Below are 19,378 nucleotides of genomic sequence, written 5' to 3'. Positions count from 1 at the left end.
GCGCCAGCCGCCGCGACCGCAAGGCCGCGGCCCACCGCAGGCGCCGCCGCCGGGTCCTGCTGATCACCGCGGCCTGCGCGCTCGCGGCGGGCGGCCTCAGCCTTGCGGAACTGGGCGTCGACGCCCCCTTCTCCACCCCCAAGCCGGCCGCGGCGGGCGACGAGTCGGCGGAGGGTGCGGCGGCGTCGGAGGTCGGCGGGAAGTCCAAGCCGGGCGACGACGCGACGGCCAAGGCGGCCTCGGGCGCCCCGTCGCCGACCGCGTCCCCCTCGGCCTCGAAGTCCCCGAAGGACAAGGCGAAGAAGGACAAGCCCGACAAGGACCCCCGGACCGCCCCGGCGAGCCAGGCCCCCGGCACCACACCCCCGGCGGCCACACCCCCACCGTCGAACCCGACCCCGACCTCGGCGCCCACGCGATCCAACCCGACGCCGACACCTACGCCGACGCAGACGTGCAAGCGGTTCCTGTGGTGGTGTTCGTAGAAGCCGGCTGTCGGCCTGCAGCCTTCAGCCCGTCCGGCGTTTGAGGACGAGGCCCGTTCAGGGCCGAAGCGGGGGCCCGGGGGCGGCAGCCCCCGGTGGCGTCCACTGCAACGTGCGGTGCCGGAAAAGCGCCGCCCCCTACGCCTCGATCATCCGCCGTAGCAAATCCCGCAAAGACAACCGCTCCTCGTCCGACAGCCCCGCGAGAGGCTCACGTGCGAAGCGCAGTCCGTCCCGCAACTCGCGGGCCACGCGCAACCCCTCGTCCGTCGCGGCGGCCAGCTTGACGCGGCGGTCGGCCGGGTCGGGGCGGCGCTCCACCAGGCCGCGCGCCTCCAGGCGGTCGACGATCCCGGTGACGTTCGACGGCTCGCACTTCAGTTTCTGTGCCAGCTTGCGCATCGGCAGCGGCTCCAGCGACAGCAGGCTCAGCAGCCGGGCCTGGGCACCGGTCAGGGTGTGCTCGGCGGCCGCCTCCTCGTAGTCGGCGTAGAACCGGGCCACGACGTCGCCGATCAGCTCGACGACCTCCATGGTGAGGGCGTCGGGGCGGCGCGTCTTCTCAGGCGTGGGCATGGGTCAAGGATACCTCTTTACTTGACAACCTGAAATATTCAGGTGCACTGTTGTTTCAGTTAGTGAAGTATTTTCCCCGTGCTCGGAAAGGCGCTCCTCATGATCAACCGCGAATGGCACCTGCTCAGCCGCCCGGTCGGCTGGCCCAAGCCCGAGGACTTCGCCCTGGTCGAGACGGACGTCCCGGCGCCGGGCGAGGGCCAGGTGCTGGTGCGGAACGAGTACCTCTCGGTCGACCCCTATATGCGCGGCCGAATGAGCGACGCCAAGTCCTACGTCGCGCCCTTCGAGCTCGGCAAGGTCATGCAGGGCGGCGCGGTCGGCGAGGTCGTCGCCTCGAACGCCGAGGGCATCGCGGTCGGCGACCACGTCCTGCACGTGTTCGGCTGGCGCGAGTACGCGGTCATGGACGCGAAGCACGCCGTCAAGGTCGACCCCGAGGCCGCGCCGCTGAGCACGTACCTCGGCGTCCTCGGCATGACGGGCCTGACGGCGTACGCGGGCCTGCTGCGGGTCGGCGCCTTCAAGGAGGGCGACGCGGTCTTCGTCTCCGGCGCGGCGGGCGCGGTCGGCAGCCAGGTCGGCCAGATCGCGAAGCTCAAGGGCGCCTCACGGGTCATCGGCTCGGCCGGCTCCGACGAGAAGGTCGAGCTGCTCGTCGAGGAGTACGGCTTCGACGCCGCCTTCAACTACAAGAACGGCCCCGTACGCCAGCAGCTGAAGCAGGCCGCCCCGGACGGCATCGACGTCTACTTCGACAACGTCGGCGGCGAGCACCTGGAGGCCGCGATCGGCGCGCTCAACCTGCGCGGCCGCGCCGTGATCTGCGGCATGATCTCGCAGTACAACGCGACCGAGCCGACCCCCGGCCCGCGCAACATGGCCAAGATCCTGCAGAACCGGCTGCGCGTCGAGGGAGTCCTCGTCGGCGACCACTACGACCTGCAGCCCGAGTTCGTCCGGGAGGTCGGCCCCTGGGTCGCCTCGGGCCGGCTGAAGTACCGCGAGACGGTCGTCGAGGGCATCGAGAACAACCTGGAGGCCTTCCTCGGCGTCCTGCGCGGCGCCAACACCGGGAAGATGATCGTCAAGCTCTGAGCCCTGCCGCGAGCGGGCCCTTCTGCTGGTTTCCGGTATGCGATAACTTCTTTCCGAAACCGTCGTCGATCGTGGGCGCGAGTCGCGGCGGACCGAGGAGGAAGACACCCGCATGTCCATCCAGCAGACCGACGTCCTCTACACCGCCGTCGCCACCGCCGAAAACGGCCGCGACGGCCGGGTCGCCACCGACGACGGCAGGCTCGACGTCGTCGTGAACCCGCCGAAGGAGATGGGCGGCAACGGCGCCGGCACCAACCCGGAGCAGCTCTTCGCCGCCGGTTACAGCGCCTGCTTCCAGGGCGCCCTGGGCGTCGTCGCCCGCCAGGAGAAGGCGGACATCACCGGTTCGACGGTCACCGCGAAGGTCGGCATCGGCAGGAACGACGACGGATTCGGCATCATCGTCGAGATCTCGGCCGAGATCCCGAACGTCGACGCGGCCACCGCCGAGGACCTCCTGGCCAAGGCCCACCAGGTCTGCCCGTACTCGAAGGCAACCCGTGGCAACATCACCGTGACGCTTGTCTGACGCACTCGTTGCTTCGGGAGAGGCCGCACCCCTGGACGTGGGGTGCGGCCTTTCGCCATGTCCGGGACGCCGTGTCCATGGCGCCGCGTCCGGGGGCCGCGTCCGGCGTCAGAGGGCGAGTGCCGCCGCGTGCACCGCGCCGATCAGCCGCTCGTTCTCCGGCGCCGCTCCGCCCGGGTAGGCGCAGCGGCGCCGGGTGTAGCCGTAGGCCAGGCCGCTGCGCGGATCGGCGAACGCCTGGGAGCCGGCCGCTCCGCTGTGCCCGAAGGCACCGGCGCCCAGGAACGGGTACCAGGCGTCGGCCGTCGCCTGGAAGCCGAGGCCGTAGGCCCGGTGGGCGCGGCTGACCAGGTCGTAGCCGACCGAGTGGATCTGCCCGACCTCGGCGACCGTGTCCGGCTTCAGCAGCGGCGGCCGCTCGCCGACCTCGCTGATCGCCGCCGCGTACATCCCGGCGAGCCCGCGCGCGGCGGCCACTCCGCCCGCCGACGCCGGGCCCTTGGCGCGCACGATACGGGAGTTGGGGTGATCCACCGGCTCCAGCGGCTCGGGCACATGGGTGTTGTACGCGATCGAGGTGAGCGAGTGCGGCCCCCTCGGCGCCGCGTCCAGCACGGCCTGCTGCTTCGGCGTCGGGACCATCGGCTGCACCGAGCGGAAGCGCGGCTCCAGCGACTCGGGCAGCCCGAGGTGGAAGTCCAGACCGTACGGCGCCCTGATCCGCTCCTCGTAGACCTCCTGGAGCGTGTGGCCCGTGGCCCTGCGCACCACCTCGCCGGTCAGCGCGCCGAGCACGAACGCGTGGTAGCCGAAGGCCGTGCCCGGACGCCAGAACGGCCGCTGGTCGGCGAGCCGTTCGGCGATCACCCGGTCGTCGGCCAGCTCCTGCGCGCTGAACCCGGCGTCGAGGCCGATCAGCCCGGCACGGTGCGTGAGCAGGTCCCGCAGCGTCAGCGCGGCCTTGCCCTCCGCCCCGAACTCCGGCCAGTAGTAGGTCACTCTGCGCTCCAGCTCCAGCGTGCCGTCCTGCACGAGCAGCGCGACGACCAGGTGCGCGGCGCCCTTCGTCGACGAGAAGACGCCGTACAGGGACTCGGCGTCGTTGTCGTCACCGGCCCACAGGTCGACGACCCTTCTGCCGTGCACGTAGGCGCACAACTGTCCTTCGTAGTCGGGCAGTTCACCCGCGACGAACGCGGCGAACTCCTCCCGCACCGCCTCGAAGCCGGCGGCGACGGTGCCGTGGATCTCTCGCGTCATCCGTACTCCTCAACCTCGGCGGCCGTTCCTGCGTACCGAACAGCACGTAGACCGGTACGGCGCGGTGCGGCTGTTCGACTCAACGGCACCATCCGGGAGTTCATGTCACGGATGCCCTGCACGACACATCGCGGACGGGTGGATGGGGGCATCCTGAGGGCGACGGCCGCCCACCGTGAGCCGAGGAGGGCCCCCATGGCGACGATCCCACCACTGCCCAGCAGGGACGACGTACTGCGCATGGCACGCACCACGACCGACATCACCGGCCAGCTCCTGGACACCGCGGGGAACCTCACCAAAATCGCGATGAACACCTTCGACCCGCGCGACGGCTCGGGCCCGGAGGTGCTGCGCGTGCTGCGCGAGACCACCGCGGAGCTGGCCGAGGCGAGCGCGTCGCCGCAGGTCCAGGAGGCCTTCTACCGCATCGTCGACACCCTGACCCGGCTCGGCACGAGTGGGGCGCCGCTCGCGGCGCACCCGGTCGGCGAACCGGCGCGGGCGCTGCTCACCGCGCTCGGCGACAGCCTGCTGCCGGTGCTGGACGCGGTCGAGCCGGCCGTCGAGGAGTTCGCGGACGCGCTCGGCGACCTGGTCGAGGCGACGTCTCCGCTGCTGCCCGCGGCGGCGGGCGTGGCCGCGGGGGCGCTGCTCGCCGTGACGCCGGTACTGCGGGCCGCGGCGGACGTGCTGCGCGACTCCTCGCCCGAACTCGCCCGGGTCGCCGACGCGCTGACCGCGGCGCTGGCCCCGCTGATGCCGCTCCAGGTCGCCCTCGCGGAGCGTGCCGCTGCCGCCGGGGCCGGGCTGGCCGGTGCCGCGCTCGCACCGCTGGCCGACCTCGCGGAGGCGGCGGCCGCGTCCACGAAGGCGGTCCGGCCGGTGCTCGTGGCGGGGGAGGAGATGCTGGTGTCGGGCCTTGAGCGGATCCAGCCCGCGCTGCTCGCCGCCGCCTCCCGTGCGGGACGGCTCGTGCGGGCGGGAGCGGTCCGGGTGTCCGCGGCGGTGTCGCCCGCGCTGGAAAAGGGCGTCGTGGTGGCCGTCGCGCCCGTGTAGTGCGCGGTGCGGACCGGCCGTGCGGACCTCGGTAGAGTTCCCCCATGCGTGATCTTGGGGCGGGCTTCAGCTATCTCCTGCAGGGCCAGCGGTGGGTGGCCCGGCACGGCAGGCAGTACGGCTTCGGGCTGCTGCCGGGGCTGGTGACCCTCGTCCTGTACGCGGCCGCGCTGGTCGCGCTCGCGCTGTGGGGCGAGGACGCGGTGGGCTGGGCGACGCCGTTCGCCGACGGCTGGCCGAGCCCGTGGCTCGGCCTGTTCCGCGGGTTCCTCACCGCCGTGCTGTTCGCGCTCGCCCTGCTCCTCGCCGTCGTCACGTTCACCGCCGTCACGCTCCTGATCGGCCAGCCCTTCTACGAGAACCTCTCGGAGAGGGTCGACCGCGACGTCTCCCCGGACGGCTCCGCCCCCGAGTCCGGCCTTCCGCTCTGGCGCGAGCTGTGGATCTCGGCCCGCGACAGCCTGCGGATCGTGGTGCGCGCGGCCCTGTGGGGCATCCTGCTTTTCGCCTGCGGCTTCATCCCGTTCGTCGGACAGACCGTCGTCCCGGTGATCGGGTTCTTCGTCACCGGCTTCTTCCTCACCGAGGAGCTGGCCGGGGTGGCCCTCCAGCGGCGCGGCGTCGAACTGCGCGAGCGCCTCGCCCTGCTGCGCTCCCGCAAGACCCTGATCTGGGGCTTCGGCACCCCCCTGGCCGCGGCCTTCGTCGTCCCCTTCGTCGCGGTGTTCCTGATGCCGGGCGCGGTCGCGGGCGCGACCCTGCTGGCCCGCGACCTGCTCGGCGAGGAGACCGACGAGGACGGCGCCGCCGAGGACCGGCGGGACCAGGACGTCAGTTCCTGACACGCCCTGACGCGTCCTGACACGCACTGACACGCCCTGACGCGGGTGTCCGCCCTGCTCAGGTGCCCGACTCGATCGCCACGGTCAGGATCGCCCGGAACTGCGCGACGATGTCCTGCCGGTTCTTCAGGAACTGCGGATCGGTGACCGTTCCGGTCGCGGGGTCCGTGTTGCCCGTCCCGAACTCCAGCACCGGGGTGTGCACATGGCCGCCCGGCAGGGTGTCGTGCAGACCGAGGCGGTCCCGCAGCAGGGTGGCCCGGTAGGCGATCTCGTTGGACAGATAGTCGCCGCCGCCCCCGGCGCGCGCGGTCGAACCGGGCGTCGGACCGTCGGGACGTACGACCGGATCGGTGCCGCCCGCCGGGATCTCGGTCACCTCCGTGTGGTCGTACACCGGGAAACGTCCCGTGTCCGCGCTCACGATCTCCTTGTACGGCAGGGTCGTCGACGTCCACTGCGGCTGCGAGGCGGGGTCGGTGACCGGGACGGTCTCCGTCCTGCTGACGTTGTCGTTGTCCGGGAATCCGCCCCGCCAGGCCCCGTTGGTGCGCTCCACGTCGAACCGGCCGACCCGCCCCTGGCTCACGGTGGTGAAGAGGTCCACCTTCTTCAGGTACGGCCGCAGCGTCCGCTCGACGGTCAGATCGGCGAAGTCCTTCCAGCGCACCGGGAACACGACCGTCTCGACCCGCGCGGGCCCGTCCGCGGTCTCGACCACCGTGCCGTCGAGGGCGAGTGCGGTGGCCCCGGACGGATTGGAGATCCGGATGTCCCGGTCGAGCGTGAACGGGTCGAAGCCGGTGACGAGAACCCGCCGCTCTCCCTTGCGGTGCGGGTAGCGCACGTCCGTCCCGCCACGCGAGGTCCGCTCCAACTCATTCAGCAGGGCCGCCCGTTGACCGTCGCTGAGCCCGAACGACGGCTCCCAGGTGCGCACTTCACGGGTCAGCCCGAGCCGGGCCCAGTACAGCGGCCGGTCGTCGTCCCGGCTGAGGTCCCCGCCCGCCGAACCCCGGCCCTGCACCCGGTCCACGGCCCGCCGCCACAGCGCGGAGCCTTCGTGCCGGACGGCACGGCGGGCCTCGCCGTAGGAGTGCGCCCGGCCCAACTTCCGCGCCAGGCGCGGAGTCACGTCGTCGAAACCGGACCGGCGCAGGATCTCCTGGGGCACCGCGTTGTCGAGTCGCTGCTCCTCGACCGTGGGGGAGGGCGCGGCCTCGGCCGCCGCCGTCGTCACCGGGGCCGCGAAGCCCGCGATCAGAGCCACTCCGAGGATGCCGATCCGAACACGTAGGGAGTTCAAGGCCGTCAGGTCCTTCCGTCGCCGTGGTGGGGGAGCGTGGTGGGGACGGTCGGCAGTATCGCGCGGGTGAAGTGGTCTACGCCATGGGGCCGTTGAGGCATGCGGGGATCCGGGTCACCGCTTCCCGCAGCGCCGTCACGAAGGCTTGCGCGGCTGGAGCGGGGGAGTGGCCCCGCGCGGTGGTGGCGTACACGGTCCGTGCCGGGTCCCCTCGTTGAGCAGCGTGGTGGGGGGCGTGGTGGGGACGGTCGGCAGTATCGCGCGGGTGAAGTGGTCTACGCCATGGGGCCGTTGAGGCATGCGGGGATCCGGGGCACCGCTTCCCGCAGCGCCGTCACGAAGGCTTGCGCGGCGGGAGCGGGGGCGTGGCCCCGCGCGGTGGTGGCGTACACGGTCCGTGCCGGGTCCCCTCGTTGAGCAGCGTGGAGGGGGGCGTGGTGGGGACGGTCGGCAGTATCGCGCGGGTGAAGTGGTCTACGCCATGGGGCCGTTGAGGCATGCGGGGATCCGGGTCACCGCTTCCCGCAGCGCCGTCACGAAGGCTTGCGCGGCTGGAGCGGGGGAGTGGCCCCGCGCGGTGGTGGCGTACACGGTCCGTGCCGGGTCCCCTCGTTGAGCAGCGTGGTGGGGGGCGTGGTGGGGACGGTCGGCAGTATCGCGCGGGTGAAGTGGTCTACGCCATGGGGCCGTTGAGGCATGCGGGGATCCGGGTCACCGCTTCCCGCAGCGCCGTCACGAAGGCCTGCGCGGCCGGGGCGGGCGAGCGGCCTCGTGCTATGGCCGCGTACACCGCACGCGCCGGGGCTCCCTCGTCGAGCACTGGCAGCAGGGCGACGTCAGGGCGTACGGACTCGGCGGCCAGCGCGGGGACGAGGGTGACGCCCAGGCCGGCGGCGACGTAGCCCTGTTTGGCCGTCCACTCGCCGACGACGTGCGCTACGCGCGGGCGGAAGCCCTGGCGCAGGGCCGTGTCCAGGAGGGTGCCTTCGGGCCGGGGACTGCCGGAGATCCAGTCGGCGTCGGCGAGCAGGCCCAGGCGCACCGGACCCTCGTGCCCGGCCAGGGGGTGGTCGGCGGAGACGGCGACGTACAGCGACTCGTCGAGCAGATGGTGGAGTTCGTACGCGTCCAGGGGCGCGCCACCGGTCGTCGAGACGACCGCCAGATCGAGGTGACCCGCGCTCAGCCGGTCCAGCAACCCGGGGGTGAAACCCTCCTCGCGGGAAAGCCGGACACGCGGATGGCGGGCGCGGAACGCGGCCAGGGCGTGCGGCACCAGCGCCGCGTCGGCGGTGGCGAAGGCCCCGAACCGCAGCCGCCCGCCCGCCACTTCACGCACCTCCTGCAGTCGGCGGGCGGCGCCGTGCACCGCCTCGACGACCGTCTCCGCATACGGCACGAGGACGCGTCCGGCCTCGGTGAGCCGTACCCCGCGCGGCAGCCGGTCGAAGAGCGGTCCGTCGGCCAGCGCCGCCTCCAGCGCGGCGACCTGCCGCGACACCGCGGACTGCGTCCAGCCGAGGGTGCGCGCCGCCACGGTGAACGAACCGTGCCGGGCGACCTGAAGGAACGCCCGGAGCCACACGGTGGACAGATCCGGATCGTGATGCGGGTTCGGCATGGCAGTCATGCTAGACATTCGCTTGTGGCATCGCGCGGCGCCCGCCTAGCGTCGACGTATGAAGGTCACTCTGGACAGTCCGCCCGCCGGGCCCCAGCCGGCGAGCCCGTACTACTCCCAGGTCGCCCGCGTCGAACACGCCGACGGCAGCGCCCTGTTGTTCGTCTCCGGCCAGATCGCCGAGGGCGACACCCTCGCCGAGCAGACGCGCGGCATCTTCGAGGGGCTGACCGCCCTGCTCGCCGCGCACGGCGCGACCCTGGCCGACGTCATCAACATCCGTACGTATCTCACCGACATCGGCGAACTGCAGCAATACGGCGCCGTACGACAGGAGTTCCTCACCGGGACGCCGCCGACGAGCATGACCTTCGAGGCCTCGCGGCTCTTCCGCCCCGAGGCGCGGATCGAGATCGAGGTCGTGGCGGCGGTGCCGGCCGGCCGCTGACGGGCCGGCTCAGGCCCGCTCGCCCAGCAGCGCCAGGAAGTCGCGGAAGGCGCCCGGCATGTCCACCGACTCCGGGTCCAGCAGCCACTGGTACTGCAGGCCGTCCATCACCGCGACGAGAAGGGGGGCGGCGCGCTCCGGCGTGAGGCCGCTGGGCAGCCGCTCCCCGTACTCGGCGCGCAGCACCCCCGCCATGTTCTCGCGCACCCTGCGGTAGCGGTCGGTGAAGTACTCCCGCGCCGGGTGCCCCTCCGTGACGCTCTCGCCGAGCAGCGCCGAGAAGGTCTGGATGATGCCGGGCCGCATCGCGTTGTACTCGACCAGCGCGGCCAGCAGGTCCACCCGCCACTGCGTGGCCGGTACGGCGTCCCACTGGTCGCGCTCCTCCAGCACGGCGACCAGCAGCGCCTCCTTCGTCGGGAAGTAGTGCAGCAGCCCCTGCTGGGTGAGTCCGACGCGCTCCGCGACCGCGGCGAGGCTCGCGCCCCGGTAACCGCGCTCCGCGATCACCTCCAGCGCCGCCCGGACGATCTCCGCGCGCCGTTCCGCGCTTCTGACCCTGGCGTTCATGGCGTCACCGTACGGCATCCCCGTTCCTCGATTATTACGGAACCGTCACGAAACCTACCGCGTTACAGGTAACGGGAGCACGATGTGTCCCGGGACAGCAGCAGACGACGACAGCAAACGGCAACAGCAAACGGCAACAGCAAACGGCAACAGACGACAGCACTCGACGAGGAGGCATCCCGATGGCGGGAAACCCCGGCACCTCTCCGGACGACCGCGCGCGGGCCGACCAGGCGCGCGAGGCCGCCGTCGAGGCGGCCCTCGGCAAGCTGGACCTGGACGCGAAGACCCGGCTGCTGGCCGGCCAGGACACCTGGTCCCTGCCCGCCCTGCCGGAGATCGGCCTGAAGTCGCTCGTCATGTCGGACGGCCCGATCGGCGTCCGAGGCGTGCACTGGACCGCCGACGACCCGTCCGTCGCCCTGCCCTCCCCGACCGCGCTCGCCGCCACCTGGGACCCCGAACTGGCCCGCCGCGCAGGCACGTTGCTCGCGCAGGAGGCCCGCCGCAAGGGCGTGCACGTCCTGCTCGCCCCGACCGTCAACCTCCACCGCTCCCCGCTCGGCGGCCGCCACTTCGAGGCGTACAGCGAGGACCCTTATCTGACGGGCGTCATCGGCGCGGGGTACGTGAACGGCGTACAGGCGGGCGGAGTCGGCACCACCGTCAAGCACTTCGTCGCCAACGACGCCGAGACCGACCGCTTCACGGTGAACAACGTGATCAGCGAACGCGCCCTGCGCGAGCTCTACCTGGCCCCCTTCGAGGCCATCGTCGAGAACGCCCACCCCTGGGGCATCATGACCGCCTACAACACGGTCAACGGCACGACGATGACCGAGCACGGCCACCTGGTGAACGGCATCCTGCGCGGCGAATGGGGCTTCGACGGCTACAACGTCTCCGACTGGACCGCCGCCCGCTCCACCGTCGGCACCATTGAGGGCGGCCTCGACGTCGCCATGCCCGGCCCGCGCACCGTCTATGGCGCACCCCTCGCCCAAGCGGTGCGCGAGGGCAGGGTCGAGGAGGCCACCGTCGACGCGGCCGTGCGCAACGTCCTGCGGCTCGCCGCCCGCGTCGGCGCCCTGGAGAGCGCCGAACCGGTCGTCACCGAACCGCCCGCGGCCGTCGACGGCAGCGCGCTGGCCCGCGAGATCGCCCGCCGCGCCTTCGTCCTGGTGCAGAACGACCGCGGTGCGCTGCCGCTCAGGCCGGGCACCGTCGCCCTCATCGGCGCCGCCGCCCGCGACGCCCGCGTCCTCGGCGGCGGCTCCGCCACCGTCTTCCCCGCCCACGTCGTCTCCCCGCTCGACGGCCTCACCGCGGCCCTCCCCGAGGGCACGCTCAGCTACGCCGTGGGCGCCGACCCCGCCACCGAACTCGCCGTCGCGGACAGGGGGTTCGCCCTCCGGGCGATCTGCCGCGACCGCGACGGGAACGTCATCGGCACGGCCTCGGCCCCCAGCGGGCAGATCCAGTGGATGGGCATGGACCTGCCCGAGGGCGTCACCCACGACCGGCTGCACTCCGTCGAGCTGACCGGCACCTTCACCCCGCGCGAGACCGGCCCGCACACCTTCGGCATCAAGGGCGCGGGCCGCTTCACCCTCACCGTCGCGGGCACGACGTTCTACGACGAGGTGCAGCACCCCGCCGAGGGCGCCGACCGCTTCGAGGCGTTCTTCGGCACCCCGGCGCCCCGCGCACGGGTCGAACTCACCGCGGGCGAACAGGTGGAGGTCTCCCTCACCCTGGTCGTCGACCTGCCCGAGGACATGCCGTACAAGGTCGTCGCCTTCGCCCTGTGCCACCAGCAGCCGCAGCGCGACGCCGACGAGCTGATCGCCGAGGCCGTCGAGGCCGCGCGCGCCGCCGACACGGCCGTCGTCGTGGTCGCCACCACCGAGCGCGTCGAGTCGGAGGGCTTCGACCGCAAGGACCTCGCCCTCCCCGGCCGCCAGGACGACCTGGTCCGCGCGGTCGCCGCCGCCAACCCGAACACCGTCGTGATCGTCAACTCCGGCTCCCCGGTGGAGCTGCCGTGGCGCGCCGATGTGGCCGCCGTGCTGCTGAGCTGGTTCCCCGGCCAGGAGGGCGGCGCGGCCCTCGCGGACGTCCTCACCGGCGCCCACGAGCCGGGCGGCCGGCTGCCCACCACCTGGGGCCCGCTGTCCGACGCCCCGGTCACCCAGGTCGTCCCGGACCACGGCGAACTGCGCTACACCGAGGACCTCTTCATCGGCTACCGCGCCTGGGAGAAGGCGGGGCGCACCCCCTCGTACCCCTTCGGCCACGGCCTGGGCTACACCGACTGGACGTACGAGTCCGTCGAGGTCGAGGGCAGCACCGCCAAGGTCCGCGTCCGCAACAGCGGTGAGCGGCCGGGCCGGGAGGTCGTCCAGATCTATCTGGCCCCCACCGAGCGGGACGCCGACCGCCCCGCACGCCGCCTGGCCGGCTTCGCCGCCGTCCAGGCCGGTCCCGGCGAGACGGCCGAGGCGGTCGTGCAACTGCCGCGCCGCGCGTTCGAGATCTGGGACGAGGCGGCCGGGGTCTGGTCATTTGTGAAGGGTTCGTACGAGATCCAGGTCGGGCGCTCGATCGCCGACCGCAGGATCACGGCGACGATTAACGTCTGACCGGGACAAGTCTTCCCACGAACAGCCCCGGTCCGGGACCTGACCCCTGGACCGGGGCTCGTGACGTCCGGGGCTGCCCGCCGGGGGTTCGCCGTGTTCTGGGGCTGACCTCGTCGGCGGCTCGCCGTCGTCCGGGACCTGGCCCCTGGGCCGGGGCTCGTGGCGTCCGGGACTCACCCCGTTGGGGCTCACCCTCTTCGTGGCTCGCCGTGGTCCGGGACCTGACCCCTGGGCCGAAGCTCGTGGTGTCCGGGGCTCACCGTGGTCTGGTGCTCACCCCCATCGGGGGCTCACCGTCGTCCGGGGCTTGGCCCCTCGGTCGGAGCCCAGCGTGGTCTGGCGCTGACCTTCGTCGGAACTCGCCGTCGTCCGGGGGCTCATCCCCGTCGGGGCTCACCGTGGTCCGGGGCTGACCCTCGTCGGGGGTCCACCGTCGTCCGGAGCTCACCTCCGTCGGCGCCCACCGCCGCTCCCCACCCGCACCCGTCCCCACCCGTGCCCCCCCGCCACTCACCGAGTCGTGAAGCCATACACCGTCCGTGACCGGTACACCTCGCCCGGTCGCAGCACCGTGGTCGGGAAGTTGGGGTGGTTCGGGGAGTTGGGGAAGTGTTGGGTTTCCAGGGCAATGCCGTCGCCGGGGGCGAAGGGTTCGCCGAGGTGGTCCGCCGTGTAGAGCTGGATGCCGGGCTCGGTGGTTGCGACCGTCAGGACCCGGCCGGACGACGGATCGTGCAGTTCGGCCACCTCGCGGGCGGCCTCGGTGACCCCGCCGTCCAGTACGAAGTTGTGGTCGTAGCCGCCGCCGATTTTGCGCGTCCGGCGGAAGTCGAAGCGCGTGTCCGTCACGTCGGCGAGTTCGCCGGTCGGGATCAGGTTCTCGTCGACCGGGGTGAACCGGGAGGCGGCGAGCCGCAGTTCATGGCCGCCCGCGTTGCCCGAGCCGCCGAGGTTGAAGTAGCTGTGGTTCGTCAGGTTCACCACGGTCGGCGCGTCCGTCACCGCCTCGTACGCGATCGCGAGCGCGCCGTCCTCCTCCAGCCGGTAGGTCGCGGTGACCTCCAGACGCCCGGGGAAGCCCTCCTCACCGTGCGGGGAGACCCGGCTCAGCCGCAGCCCGTACGCCTCGCCCTCCAGGGGCGCCACCTCCCACACTCGCTTGTCGAAGCCGCGCCCGCCGCCGTGCAGGGAGTTCGGGCCGCTGTTCTGCGCGAGCGCGTACGTCACGCCGTCCAGCGGGAAGCGGCCGGCCGCGATGCGGTTGGCGTACCGGCCCACGAGGGCGCCGAAGTACGGGTCCGGGTGCGCCAGATAGCCGTCCAGGTCGGCGAACCCCAGCACCACGTTCCCGGCGCGCCCGTCCCGGTCCGGGGTCTCCAGCGACTGCACGATCCCGCCGTACGACAGGATCCGTACCCGTACACCCGCCCGCTCCAGGGTCCAGCGGTGGACCGGAGTGCCGTCGGAAAGTGTGCCGAAGAGTTCGTTCATGTTCGGAACTTTAGGTCACGCGTCCGAATCACGTCTTCCCGGCCGTGACCTTCCGGTAGGCGATCTCGGCCAGTCGCGCCTGTCCGTTCACACTGGGATGGAACCAGTCCCACTTGCTCAACTGGTCCGTGCCGAAGCGGTAGTCGTGCACCGCGCCGCCGTCGAAGCGGCAGCGGCGGTCCTTGGCGCAGACCTCCTTCAGCACCTTGTTGTACGCCTCCACCCGCTTCTGCACCGTGTCCCTGCGCAGCGTCGCCGCCGATCCGAACGAGTCCGCGTCACTCAGCATCGAGGGGCAGATGCCGAGCTTCCACACCTGCTTGCCCAGCGGATTGGTGCGGCCCTCGGACCACAGCCGCTTCAGGTTCGGCACGCTCGCCACATACACCTGCGTCTTCGGCAACGACTGGCGCAGCGTGCTCAGCGCGTCCTCGAAGTCGGCGCGGAAGCTCTCCACCGACGTCATCGCCGAGGTACTGGCCCGGCAGGCGTCGTTCGCCCCCGCCATCACCGTCACCAACTGGGGCCGGCGGGTCACCGCCTGCGCCATCTGGCCGGGCAGATCCGCCATCCGGGCGCCCGTCACCGCGTAGTTCCAGCTGTGCTCGGCGGCCCCCGTCCTGCCCAGGAGTCGTACGGCGAGGCTGTCCACGTCGGAGCTGGTGCCGGTCGCCCAGGAGACCTCGGGACAGTCGGACAGGACCGTGCACGCGTCGAAGCCGCGGGTGATGGAGTCGCCGACCGCCGCGATCGAACTGGGGCTGACGTCCCAGGCCGGGGTGGGCTTCGCGCTGTGCGCCGTGCGGTCCGTCGGCCCCGGGGAGTCGCCACCGACGGCGTCACAGCCGGCGACGCCCAGGACGGTCACCGCCACGGCGGCCAGAACGGTCCGTGAGCGGTGGCTTGGCTTCCGCATGCGCCGGCGATCCCCTCGTCTGTCGTACGGACGTGTCCCCCCATAACAACGTGCGAGAGTTCCCGATCCCCGCGCGACTGCAACGGTTCACCCCCGTACAGGCGTCCTGCCGGGTGAATGGCGGACGTTTCAGCGCATCGGGACGGACGGTACGTCACACTCCTTGCGCCGCCGCACGGTAGCCTCGCCATCAACGTGGCTGCCCTGCCGCCCGTACGCCAGTTCGCCAGATTGTCCAGCTCTGCCCGGAGGTCCCGGTGACGACACGTGGAGTTCTGTACGTGCACTCCGCTCCGCGCGCGCTGTGCCCGCACGTCGAGTGGGCCGTCGCCGGAGTGCTCGGCACGCGCGTCAACCTCGACTGGATCCGGCAGCCCGCCGCGCCCGGCACCTGGCGCTCGGAGTTCTCCTGGCAGGCCGAGGCGGGCACGGCCTCCAAACTGGCCTCCGCGCTGCGCGGCTGGCATCTGCTGCGCTTCGAGGTCACCGCCGAGCCCTGCCCCACCGCGGAGGGCGAGCGCTACAGCTGCACCCCCGACCTCGGCATCTTCCACGCCGTCACCGGCATCCACGGCGACATCCTGATCCCCGAGGACCGGCTGCGCGCCGCGCTGACCCGGGCCCAGCAGGGCGAGACGGACCTGGAGGCGGAGATCGCCAAGCTCCTGGGCAAGCCGTGGGACGACGAGTTGGAGCCGTTCAGATACGCGGGCGAGGGCGCGCCGGTGCGCTGGCTGCACCAAGTGGTCTGACGGCACGGACAGGTGAAGGGCCCCCACCGGCCGGTGGGGGCCCTTCATTCGCGTAGGGGCGCTACTCAGACCGTACGGAACGCCAGCACGACGTTGTGCCCGCCGAACCCGAACGAGTCGTTCAGCGCGGCGATACGGCCCTCGACCGGCAGCTTGCGGGCCTCGCCACGGACGATGTCCGCGGCGGCCTCGGCCTCCGGGTCCAGGTTCTCGACGTTGATGGTCGGCGGAGCGACCCGGTGGTACAGCGCGAGGATCGTCGCGACGGACTCGACGCCGCCCGCGCCGCCCAGCAGATGACCGGTCATGGACTTGGTCGCGGAGACCGCCATGTGGCCCGCGTCGTCGCCGAACACCTTGCGCAGCGCCTTCAGTTCGGCCACGTCACCGGCGGGCGTCGAGGTGGCGTGCGCGTTGACGTGCACGATCTCGGCCGGGTCCAGGTCGGTGCGCTCCATCAGGTTCTGCAGCGCGTGCGAGATGCCCCGGCCCTCGGGCTCGGGCTGCACGATGTCGTGGGCGTCGGCGGAGATGCCCTGGCCGACCGCCTCGGCGTACACCCGGGCACCGCGCGCCGCGGCGTGCTCGGCGGACTCCAGGACGATCACGCCGGCGCCCTCGCCGAGGACGAAGCCGTCCCGGTCGACGTCGTAGGGGCGCGAGGCACCCTCGGGGTTCTCGTTGTTCTTGGACATCGCCATCATGTTGCCGAACGCGGCGATGGGCAGCGGGTGGATGGCCGCCTCCGTGCCGCCCGCGACGACGACGTCGGCGCGGCCGGTGCGGATCATCTCGATGCCGTAGCCGATGGCCTCGGCGCCCGAGGCGCACGCGGAGACCGGCGTGTGCACGCCCGCACGGGCGCCCACCAGCAGGCCCACGTTGGCCGAGGGGCCGTTCGGCATCAGCATCGGGACGGTGTGCGGGGAGACGCGGCGGACGCCCTTCTCCTTGAGCACGTCGTACTGGTCGAGCAGGGTGGTCACGCCGCCGATGCCGGAGGCGATGACGGCGCCGAGCCGGTCCGGGTCGATCTTCTCGTCCTCGCCGGCCTTGTCGGTGAAGCCGGCGTCGGCCCAGGCCTCCTTGGCCGCGATCAGCGCGAACTGCGCCGAGCGGTCCAGGCGGCGGGCCTGCGGCCGGGGGATGACCTCGGAGGGCTCCACGGCCACGGGCGCCGCGATACGGACCGCCTGCTCGGCGGCCCACTCGTGCTCGATGGGCCGCACACCGGACTTGCCGGCGACCAGACCCTCCCAGGTAGAGGCTGCGTCGCCACCCAGCGGTGTGGTTGCGCCGATACCGGTGACGACCACGGTGCGATTGGTCGGGCTCACGGGAATTCTTTCTCCAACGGATCGGGATTCAACGGCGCCACCGCCGGGTGGCGGGGCAATACAGCCGGAGCGGGAGGGCTCAGGCCTGGTGCTTGAGGATGTAGTCGGTCGCGTCGCCGACCGTCTTGAGGTTCTTGACGTCCTCGTCCGGGATCTTGACGTCGAAGCGCTCTTCGGCGGCGACGACGACCTCGACCATGGACAGCGAGTCGACGTCCAGGTCGTCGGTGAAGGACTTGTCCAGCTGGACGTCCTCAACCGGGATGCCGGCGATCTCGTTCACGATGTCGGCGAGACCGGCGACGATCTCTTCCTGAGTGGCGGCCATGTCAGGCGCTCCTTCTTTGTGATCCAGAGGGTGTGGCAGCCCGCCGCGGCAGCGGCAGGTATGTACAGCCGGGCCGGATCCGTTGCTGATCCGGCACGGAGTGCCTAGGGGAGGGTAACGACCGTCGCGGCGTACACGAGACCCGCCCCGAAGCCGATGACGAGCGCGGTGTCGCCGCTCTTCGCCTCACCGGTCGCCAGAAGCCGCTCCATCGCGAGCGGAATCGAGGCGGCCGAGGTGTTGCCGGTGGTGCGTACGTCACGCGCGACCGTGACGTGCTCCGGCAGTTTCAGCGTCTTCACCATCGAGTCGATGATCCGCTCGTTGGCCTGGTGGGGAATGAAGACGTCCAGGTCGTTCGGGGTGATCCCGGCCGCGTCCAGCGCCTGCTGGGCGACCTTCGCCATCTCGAACACGGCCCAGCGGAACACCGCCTGGCCCTCCTGCGTGATCGCAGGGAACTTGCCCGTGCTGTCGTACTCGGTCCACGGCACGGTCTGCTTGATGGTCTCGGACTTGTCGCCCTCCGAACCCCAGATCGACGGGCCGATGTGCGGCTCGTCGGACGGGCCCACCACGACGGCGCCCGCGCCGTCGCCGAACAGGAAGGCCGTGGCCCGGTCCTCCAGGTCGGTGAGGTCGGACAGCCGCTCCACGCCGATGACCAGGACGTACTGCGCGGAGCCCTCGGTGATCATGCCCTTGGCGAGCGTGAGGCCGTAGCCGAAGCCGGCGCAGCCCGCCGAGATGTCGAACGCCGCGGCCTTGTTCGTGCCCAGCTTGTCCGCGATCTCCGTGGCGATGGCCGGGGTCTGCTTGAAGTGCGAGACGGTCGAGACGATCACGCCGCCGATCTGCTCCGCGGAGATCCCGGCGTCGGCGATCGCCTTGCCGGAGGCCTCGATCGACATCGCGGCCACCGTCTCCTCGTCCGAGGCCCAGTGCCGGGTCTGGATGCCGGAGCGCGAACGGATCCACTCGTCGGAGGAGTCGATCTTCTCGAGGATCACCTCGTTCGGCACGACCCGGGTCGGACGGTAACCGCCCACGCCGAGGATGCGCGCGTACGGGGCGCCCTTGCTGGGCTTGATCTTCGACATGTTCGTACGGCTCCTTCTGGGGCGTCAGGCCGCGTGCTCGGCGATGAGTGCGCGGGCCGCGTCGAGGTCGTCGGGGGTCTTGAGCGCCAGGGTCTGCACACCCGGCAGCGCGCGCTTGGCGAGGCCGACCAGCGTGCCGCCGGGGCAGACCTCGACGATCGCGGTCGCGCCCAGCTCCTTGAAGGTCTCCATGCACAGGTCCCAGCGGACCGGGTTGGCGACCTGGCCGACCAGCCGCTCGACGATCTCGGCGCCGGTGGCGACGGACCGGCCGTCCTTGTTGGAGACGTAGGTGACCTTCGGGTCGGCGGGCGCGAGGGCCTTGGCGGCCTCGGCCAGCTTGTCGACCGCGGGGGCCATGTGACGCGTGTGGAAGGCGCCGGCGACCTTGAGCGGGACGACCTTGCGGACACCCTCGGGCTTGTCGTCGTTCAGCGCGGCGAGCTGCTCCAGCGTGCCCGCGGCGACGATCTGGCCCGCGCCGTTCACGTTCGCCGGGGTCAGGCCCAGCTTCTCCAGGTGCGCGACGGAGACCTCGGGGTCGCCGCCGAGCAGCGCCGACATCCCGGTCTCGGTGATCGCGGCGGCCTCGGCCATCGCCAGACCACGCTTGCGTACGAGGGTCAGCGCGGCCGTGTCGTCGAGGACACCGGCGAAGGAGGCGGCGGTGATCTCACCGACGCTGTGACCGGCGACGGCGCCCGGCACGACGGCACCGAGTGCCGCGGCGGACAGGAGGCCGGCGGCGACCAGCAGCGGCTGGGCCACCGCGGTGTCCCGGATCTCCTCCGCGTCGGCCTTGGTGCCGTAGTGGGCGAGGTCCAGGCCGATGGCGTCCGACCAGGCGGAGACGCGGTCAAAGGCACCGGGCAGTTCGAGCCAGGGGGTCAGGAAGCCGGGCGTCTGGGCGCCCTGGCCGGGAGCGACGAGTACGAGCACTCTCACACTCTCTCTTGGGGACGGCCGTGGCCGCCCGTGGGGACAGGGACGAAGAACACGAGGGGGTTTTGTATGC

The 19,378-nt window shown here is 72.0% G+C and carries 19 protein-coding genes; 8 read left to right on the top strand and 11 right to left on the bottom strand.

Annotation, left to right across the window (positions count from 1 at the left end; translation table 11 throughout):
• Positions 1-485 (top strand): hypothetical protein (locus JYK17_RS21350; RefSeq protein WP_222811006.1); only part of this gene is annotated, 485 nt, incomplete at its 5' end.
• Between the two features lie 138 nt (positions 486-623).
• Here the strand turns inward: JYK17_RS21350 and JYK17_RS21345 are convergent.
• A complete protein-coding gene (locus JYK17_RS21345) occupies positions 624-1,061 on the bottom strand; it encodes a MarR family winged helix-turn-helix transcriptional regulator (protein WP_222811005.1) in 438 nt (145 codons plus the stop codon).
• A 99-nt stretch (positions 1,062-1,160) separates the two neighbouring features.
• On the opposite strand from JYK17_RS21345, the gene JYK17_RS21340 reads away from it, so the two are divergent.
• Both JYK17_RS21340 and JYK17_RS21335 read left to right on the top strand, forming a co-directional pair.
• Complete coding sequence (locus tag JYK17_RS21340; protein ID WP_222811004.1) at positions 1,161-2,159, top strand: NADP-dependent oxidoreductase; 999 nt, start codon at positions 1,161-1,163, stop codon at positions 2,157-2,159.
• A 112-nt stretch (positions 2,160-2,271) separates the two neighbouring features.
• Entirely contained in the window at positions 2,272-2,691 is a 420-nt protein-coding gene (locus tag JYK17_RS21335; protein WP_108007822.1) for an organic hydroperoxide resistance protein, read from the top strand.
• A gap of 108 nt (positions 2,692-2,799) precedes the next feature.
• Here JYK17_RS21335 and JYK17_RS21330 read toward each other — a convergent pair whose 3' ends face one another.
• Positions 2,800-3,951 (bottom strand): serine hydrolase domain-containing protein, encoded by a 1,152-nt coding sequence (locus JYK17_RS21330; protein ID WP_108007823.1) that lies wholly within the window; start codon positions 3,949-3,951, stop codon positions 2,800-2,802.
• Between the two features lie 195 nt (positions 3,952-4,146).
• Between JYK17_RS21330 and JYK17_RS21325 the strand changes: the two genes are divergently transcribed.
• On the top strand, positions 4,147-5,010 hold the full coding sequence (locus JYK17_RS21325) for a hypothetical protein (RefSeq protein ID WP_108007824.1): 864 nt from the start codon (positions 4,147-4,149) through the stop codon (positions 5,008-5,010).
• A gap of 44 nt (positions 5,011-5,054) precedes the next feature.
• Positions 5,055-5,852 (top strand): EI24 domain-containing protein, encoded by a 798-nt coding sequence (locus JYK17_RS21320; RefSeq protein ID WP_108007825.1) that lies wholly within the window; start codon positions 5,055-5,057, stop codon positions 5,850-5,852.
• A 58-nt stretch (positions 5,853-5,910) separates the two neighbouring features.
• On the opposite strand, the gene JYK17_RS21315 is transcribed toward JYK17_RS21320, so the two are convergent.
• Positions 5,911-7,158, bottom strand: coding sequence for a pyroglutamyl-peptidase I (locus tag JYK17_RS21315; RefSeq protein ID WP_108007826.1), 1,248 nt, complete (start codon positions 7,156-7,158; stop codon positions 5,911-5,913).
• A gap of 673 nt (positions 7,159-7,831) precedes the next feature.
• On the bottom strand, positions 7,832-8,788 hold the full coding sequence (locus JYK17_RS21310; protein WP_181362359.1) for a LysR family transcriptional regulator: 957 nt from the start codon (positions 8,786-8,788) through the stop codon (positions 7,832-7,834).
• Between the two features lie 49 nt (positions 8,789-8,837).
• On the opposite strand from JYK17_RS21310, the gene JYK17_RS21305 reads away from it, so the two are divergent.
• Positions 8,838-9,227: a RidA family protein gene (locus JYK17_RS21305; RefSeq protein ID WP_222811003.1), complete on the top strand. Its 390-nt coding sequence runs from the start codon at positions 8,838-8,840 to the stop codon at positions 9,225-9,227.
• Positions 9,228-9,236: 9 nt separating this feature from the next.
• On the opposite strand, the gene JYK17_RS21300 is transcribed toward JYK17_RS21305, so the two are convergent.
• Positions 9,237-9,815: a TetR/AcrR family transcriptional regulator gene (locus JYK17_RS21300; protein WP_108007829.1), complete on the bottom strand. Its 579-nt coding sequence runs from the start codon at positions 9,813-9,815 to the stop codon at positions 9,237-9,239.
• Positions 9,816-9,979: 164 nt separating this feature from the next.
• On the opposite strand from JYK17_RS21300, the gene JYK17_RS21295 reads away from it, so the two are divergent.
• A complete protein-coding gene (locus tag JYK17_RS21295; protein WP_222811002.1) occupies positions 9,980-12,439 on the top strand; it encodes a beta-glucosidase in 2,460 nt (819 codons plus the stop codon).
• 510 nt (positions 12,440-12,949) lie between these two features.
• Here the strand turns inward: JYK17_RS21295 and JYK17_RS21290 are convergent.
• Positions 12,950-13,930 (bottom strand): aldose epimerase family protein, encoded by a 981-nt coding sequence (locus JYK17_RS21290; protein WP_108007831.1) that lies wholly within the window; start codon positions 13,928-13,930, stop codon positions 12,950-12,952.
• A gap of 28 nt (positions 13,931-13,958) precedes the next feature.
• Positions 13,959-14,846, bottom strand: coding sequence for an SGNH/GDSL hydrolase family protein (locus JYK17_RS21285; protein WP_108007832.1), 888 nt, complete (start codon positions 14,844-14,846; stop codon positions 13,959-13,961).
• Between the two features lie 257 nt (positions 14,847-15,103).
• On the opposite strand from JYK17_RS21285, the gene JYK17_RS21280 reads away from it, so the two are divergent.
• Positions 15,104-15,598, top strand: a complete 495-nt coding sequence (locus tag JYK17_RS21280; protein ID WP_108007833.1) for a DUF3145 domain-containing protein — start codon at positions 15,104-15,106, stop codon at positions 15,596-15,598.
• A 65-nt stretch (positions 15,599-15,663) separates the two neighbouring features.
• Here the strand turns inward: JYK17_RS21280 and fabF are convergent, their stop codons facing one another.
• From fabF to JYK17_RS21260, 4 genes are all read right to left on the bottom strand, one after another.
• Positions 15,664-16,935, bottom strand: coding sequence for a beta-ketoacyl-ACP synthase II (gene fabF, locus JYK17_RS21275; RefSeq protein WP_108007834.1), 1,272 nt, complete (start codon positions 16,933-16,935; stop codon positions 15,664-15,666).
• A gap of 79 nt (positions 16,936-17,014) precedes the next feature.
• Positions 17,015-17,263: an acyl carrier protein gene (locus JYK17_RS21270; protein ID WP_015660680.1), complete on the bottom strand. Its 249-nt coding sequence runs from the start codon at positions 17,261-17,263 to the stop codon at positions 17,015-17,017.
• Between the two features lie 104 nt (positions 17,264-17,367).
• Positions 17,368-18,363, bottom strand: a complete 996-nt coding sequence (locus tag JYK17_RS21265) for a ketoacyl-ACP synthase III (protein ID WP_108007835.1) — start codon at positions 18,361-18,363, stop codon at positions 17,368-17,370.
• 24 nt (positions 18,364-18,387) lie between these two features.
• On the bottom strand, positions 18,388-19,302 hold the full coding sequence (locus JYK17_RS21260) for an ACP S-malonyltransferase (RefSeq protein ID WP_128803148.1): 915 nt from the start codon (positions 19,300-19,302) through the stop codon (positions 18,388-18,390).
• Positions 19,303-19,378 lie beyond the last annotated feature (76 nt).

Origin of the sequence: Streptomyces plumbidurans (assembly GCF_019857225.1) — a bacterium.
GTDB lineage: Bacteria > Actinomycetota > Actinomycetes > Streptomycetales > Streptomycetaceae > Streptomyces > Streptomyces plumbidurans.
Note: the sequence above shows the minus strand (reverse complement) of the source record. Positions and strands in the feature narration are given on the sequence as shown.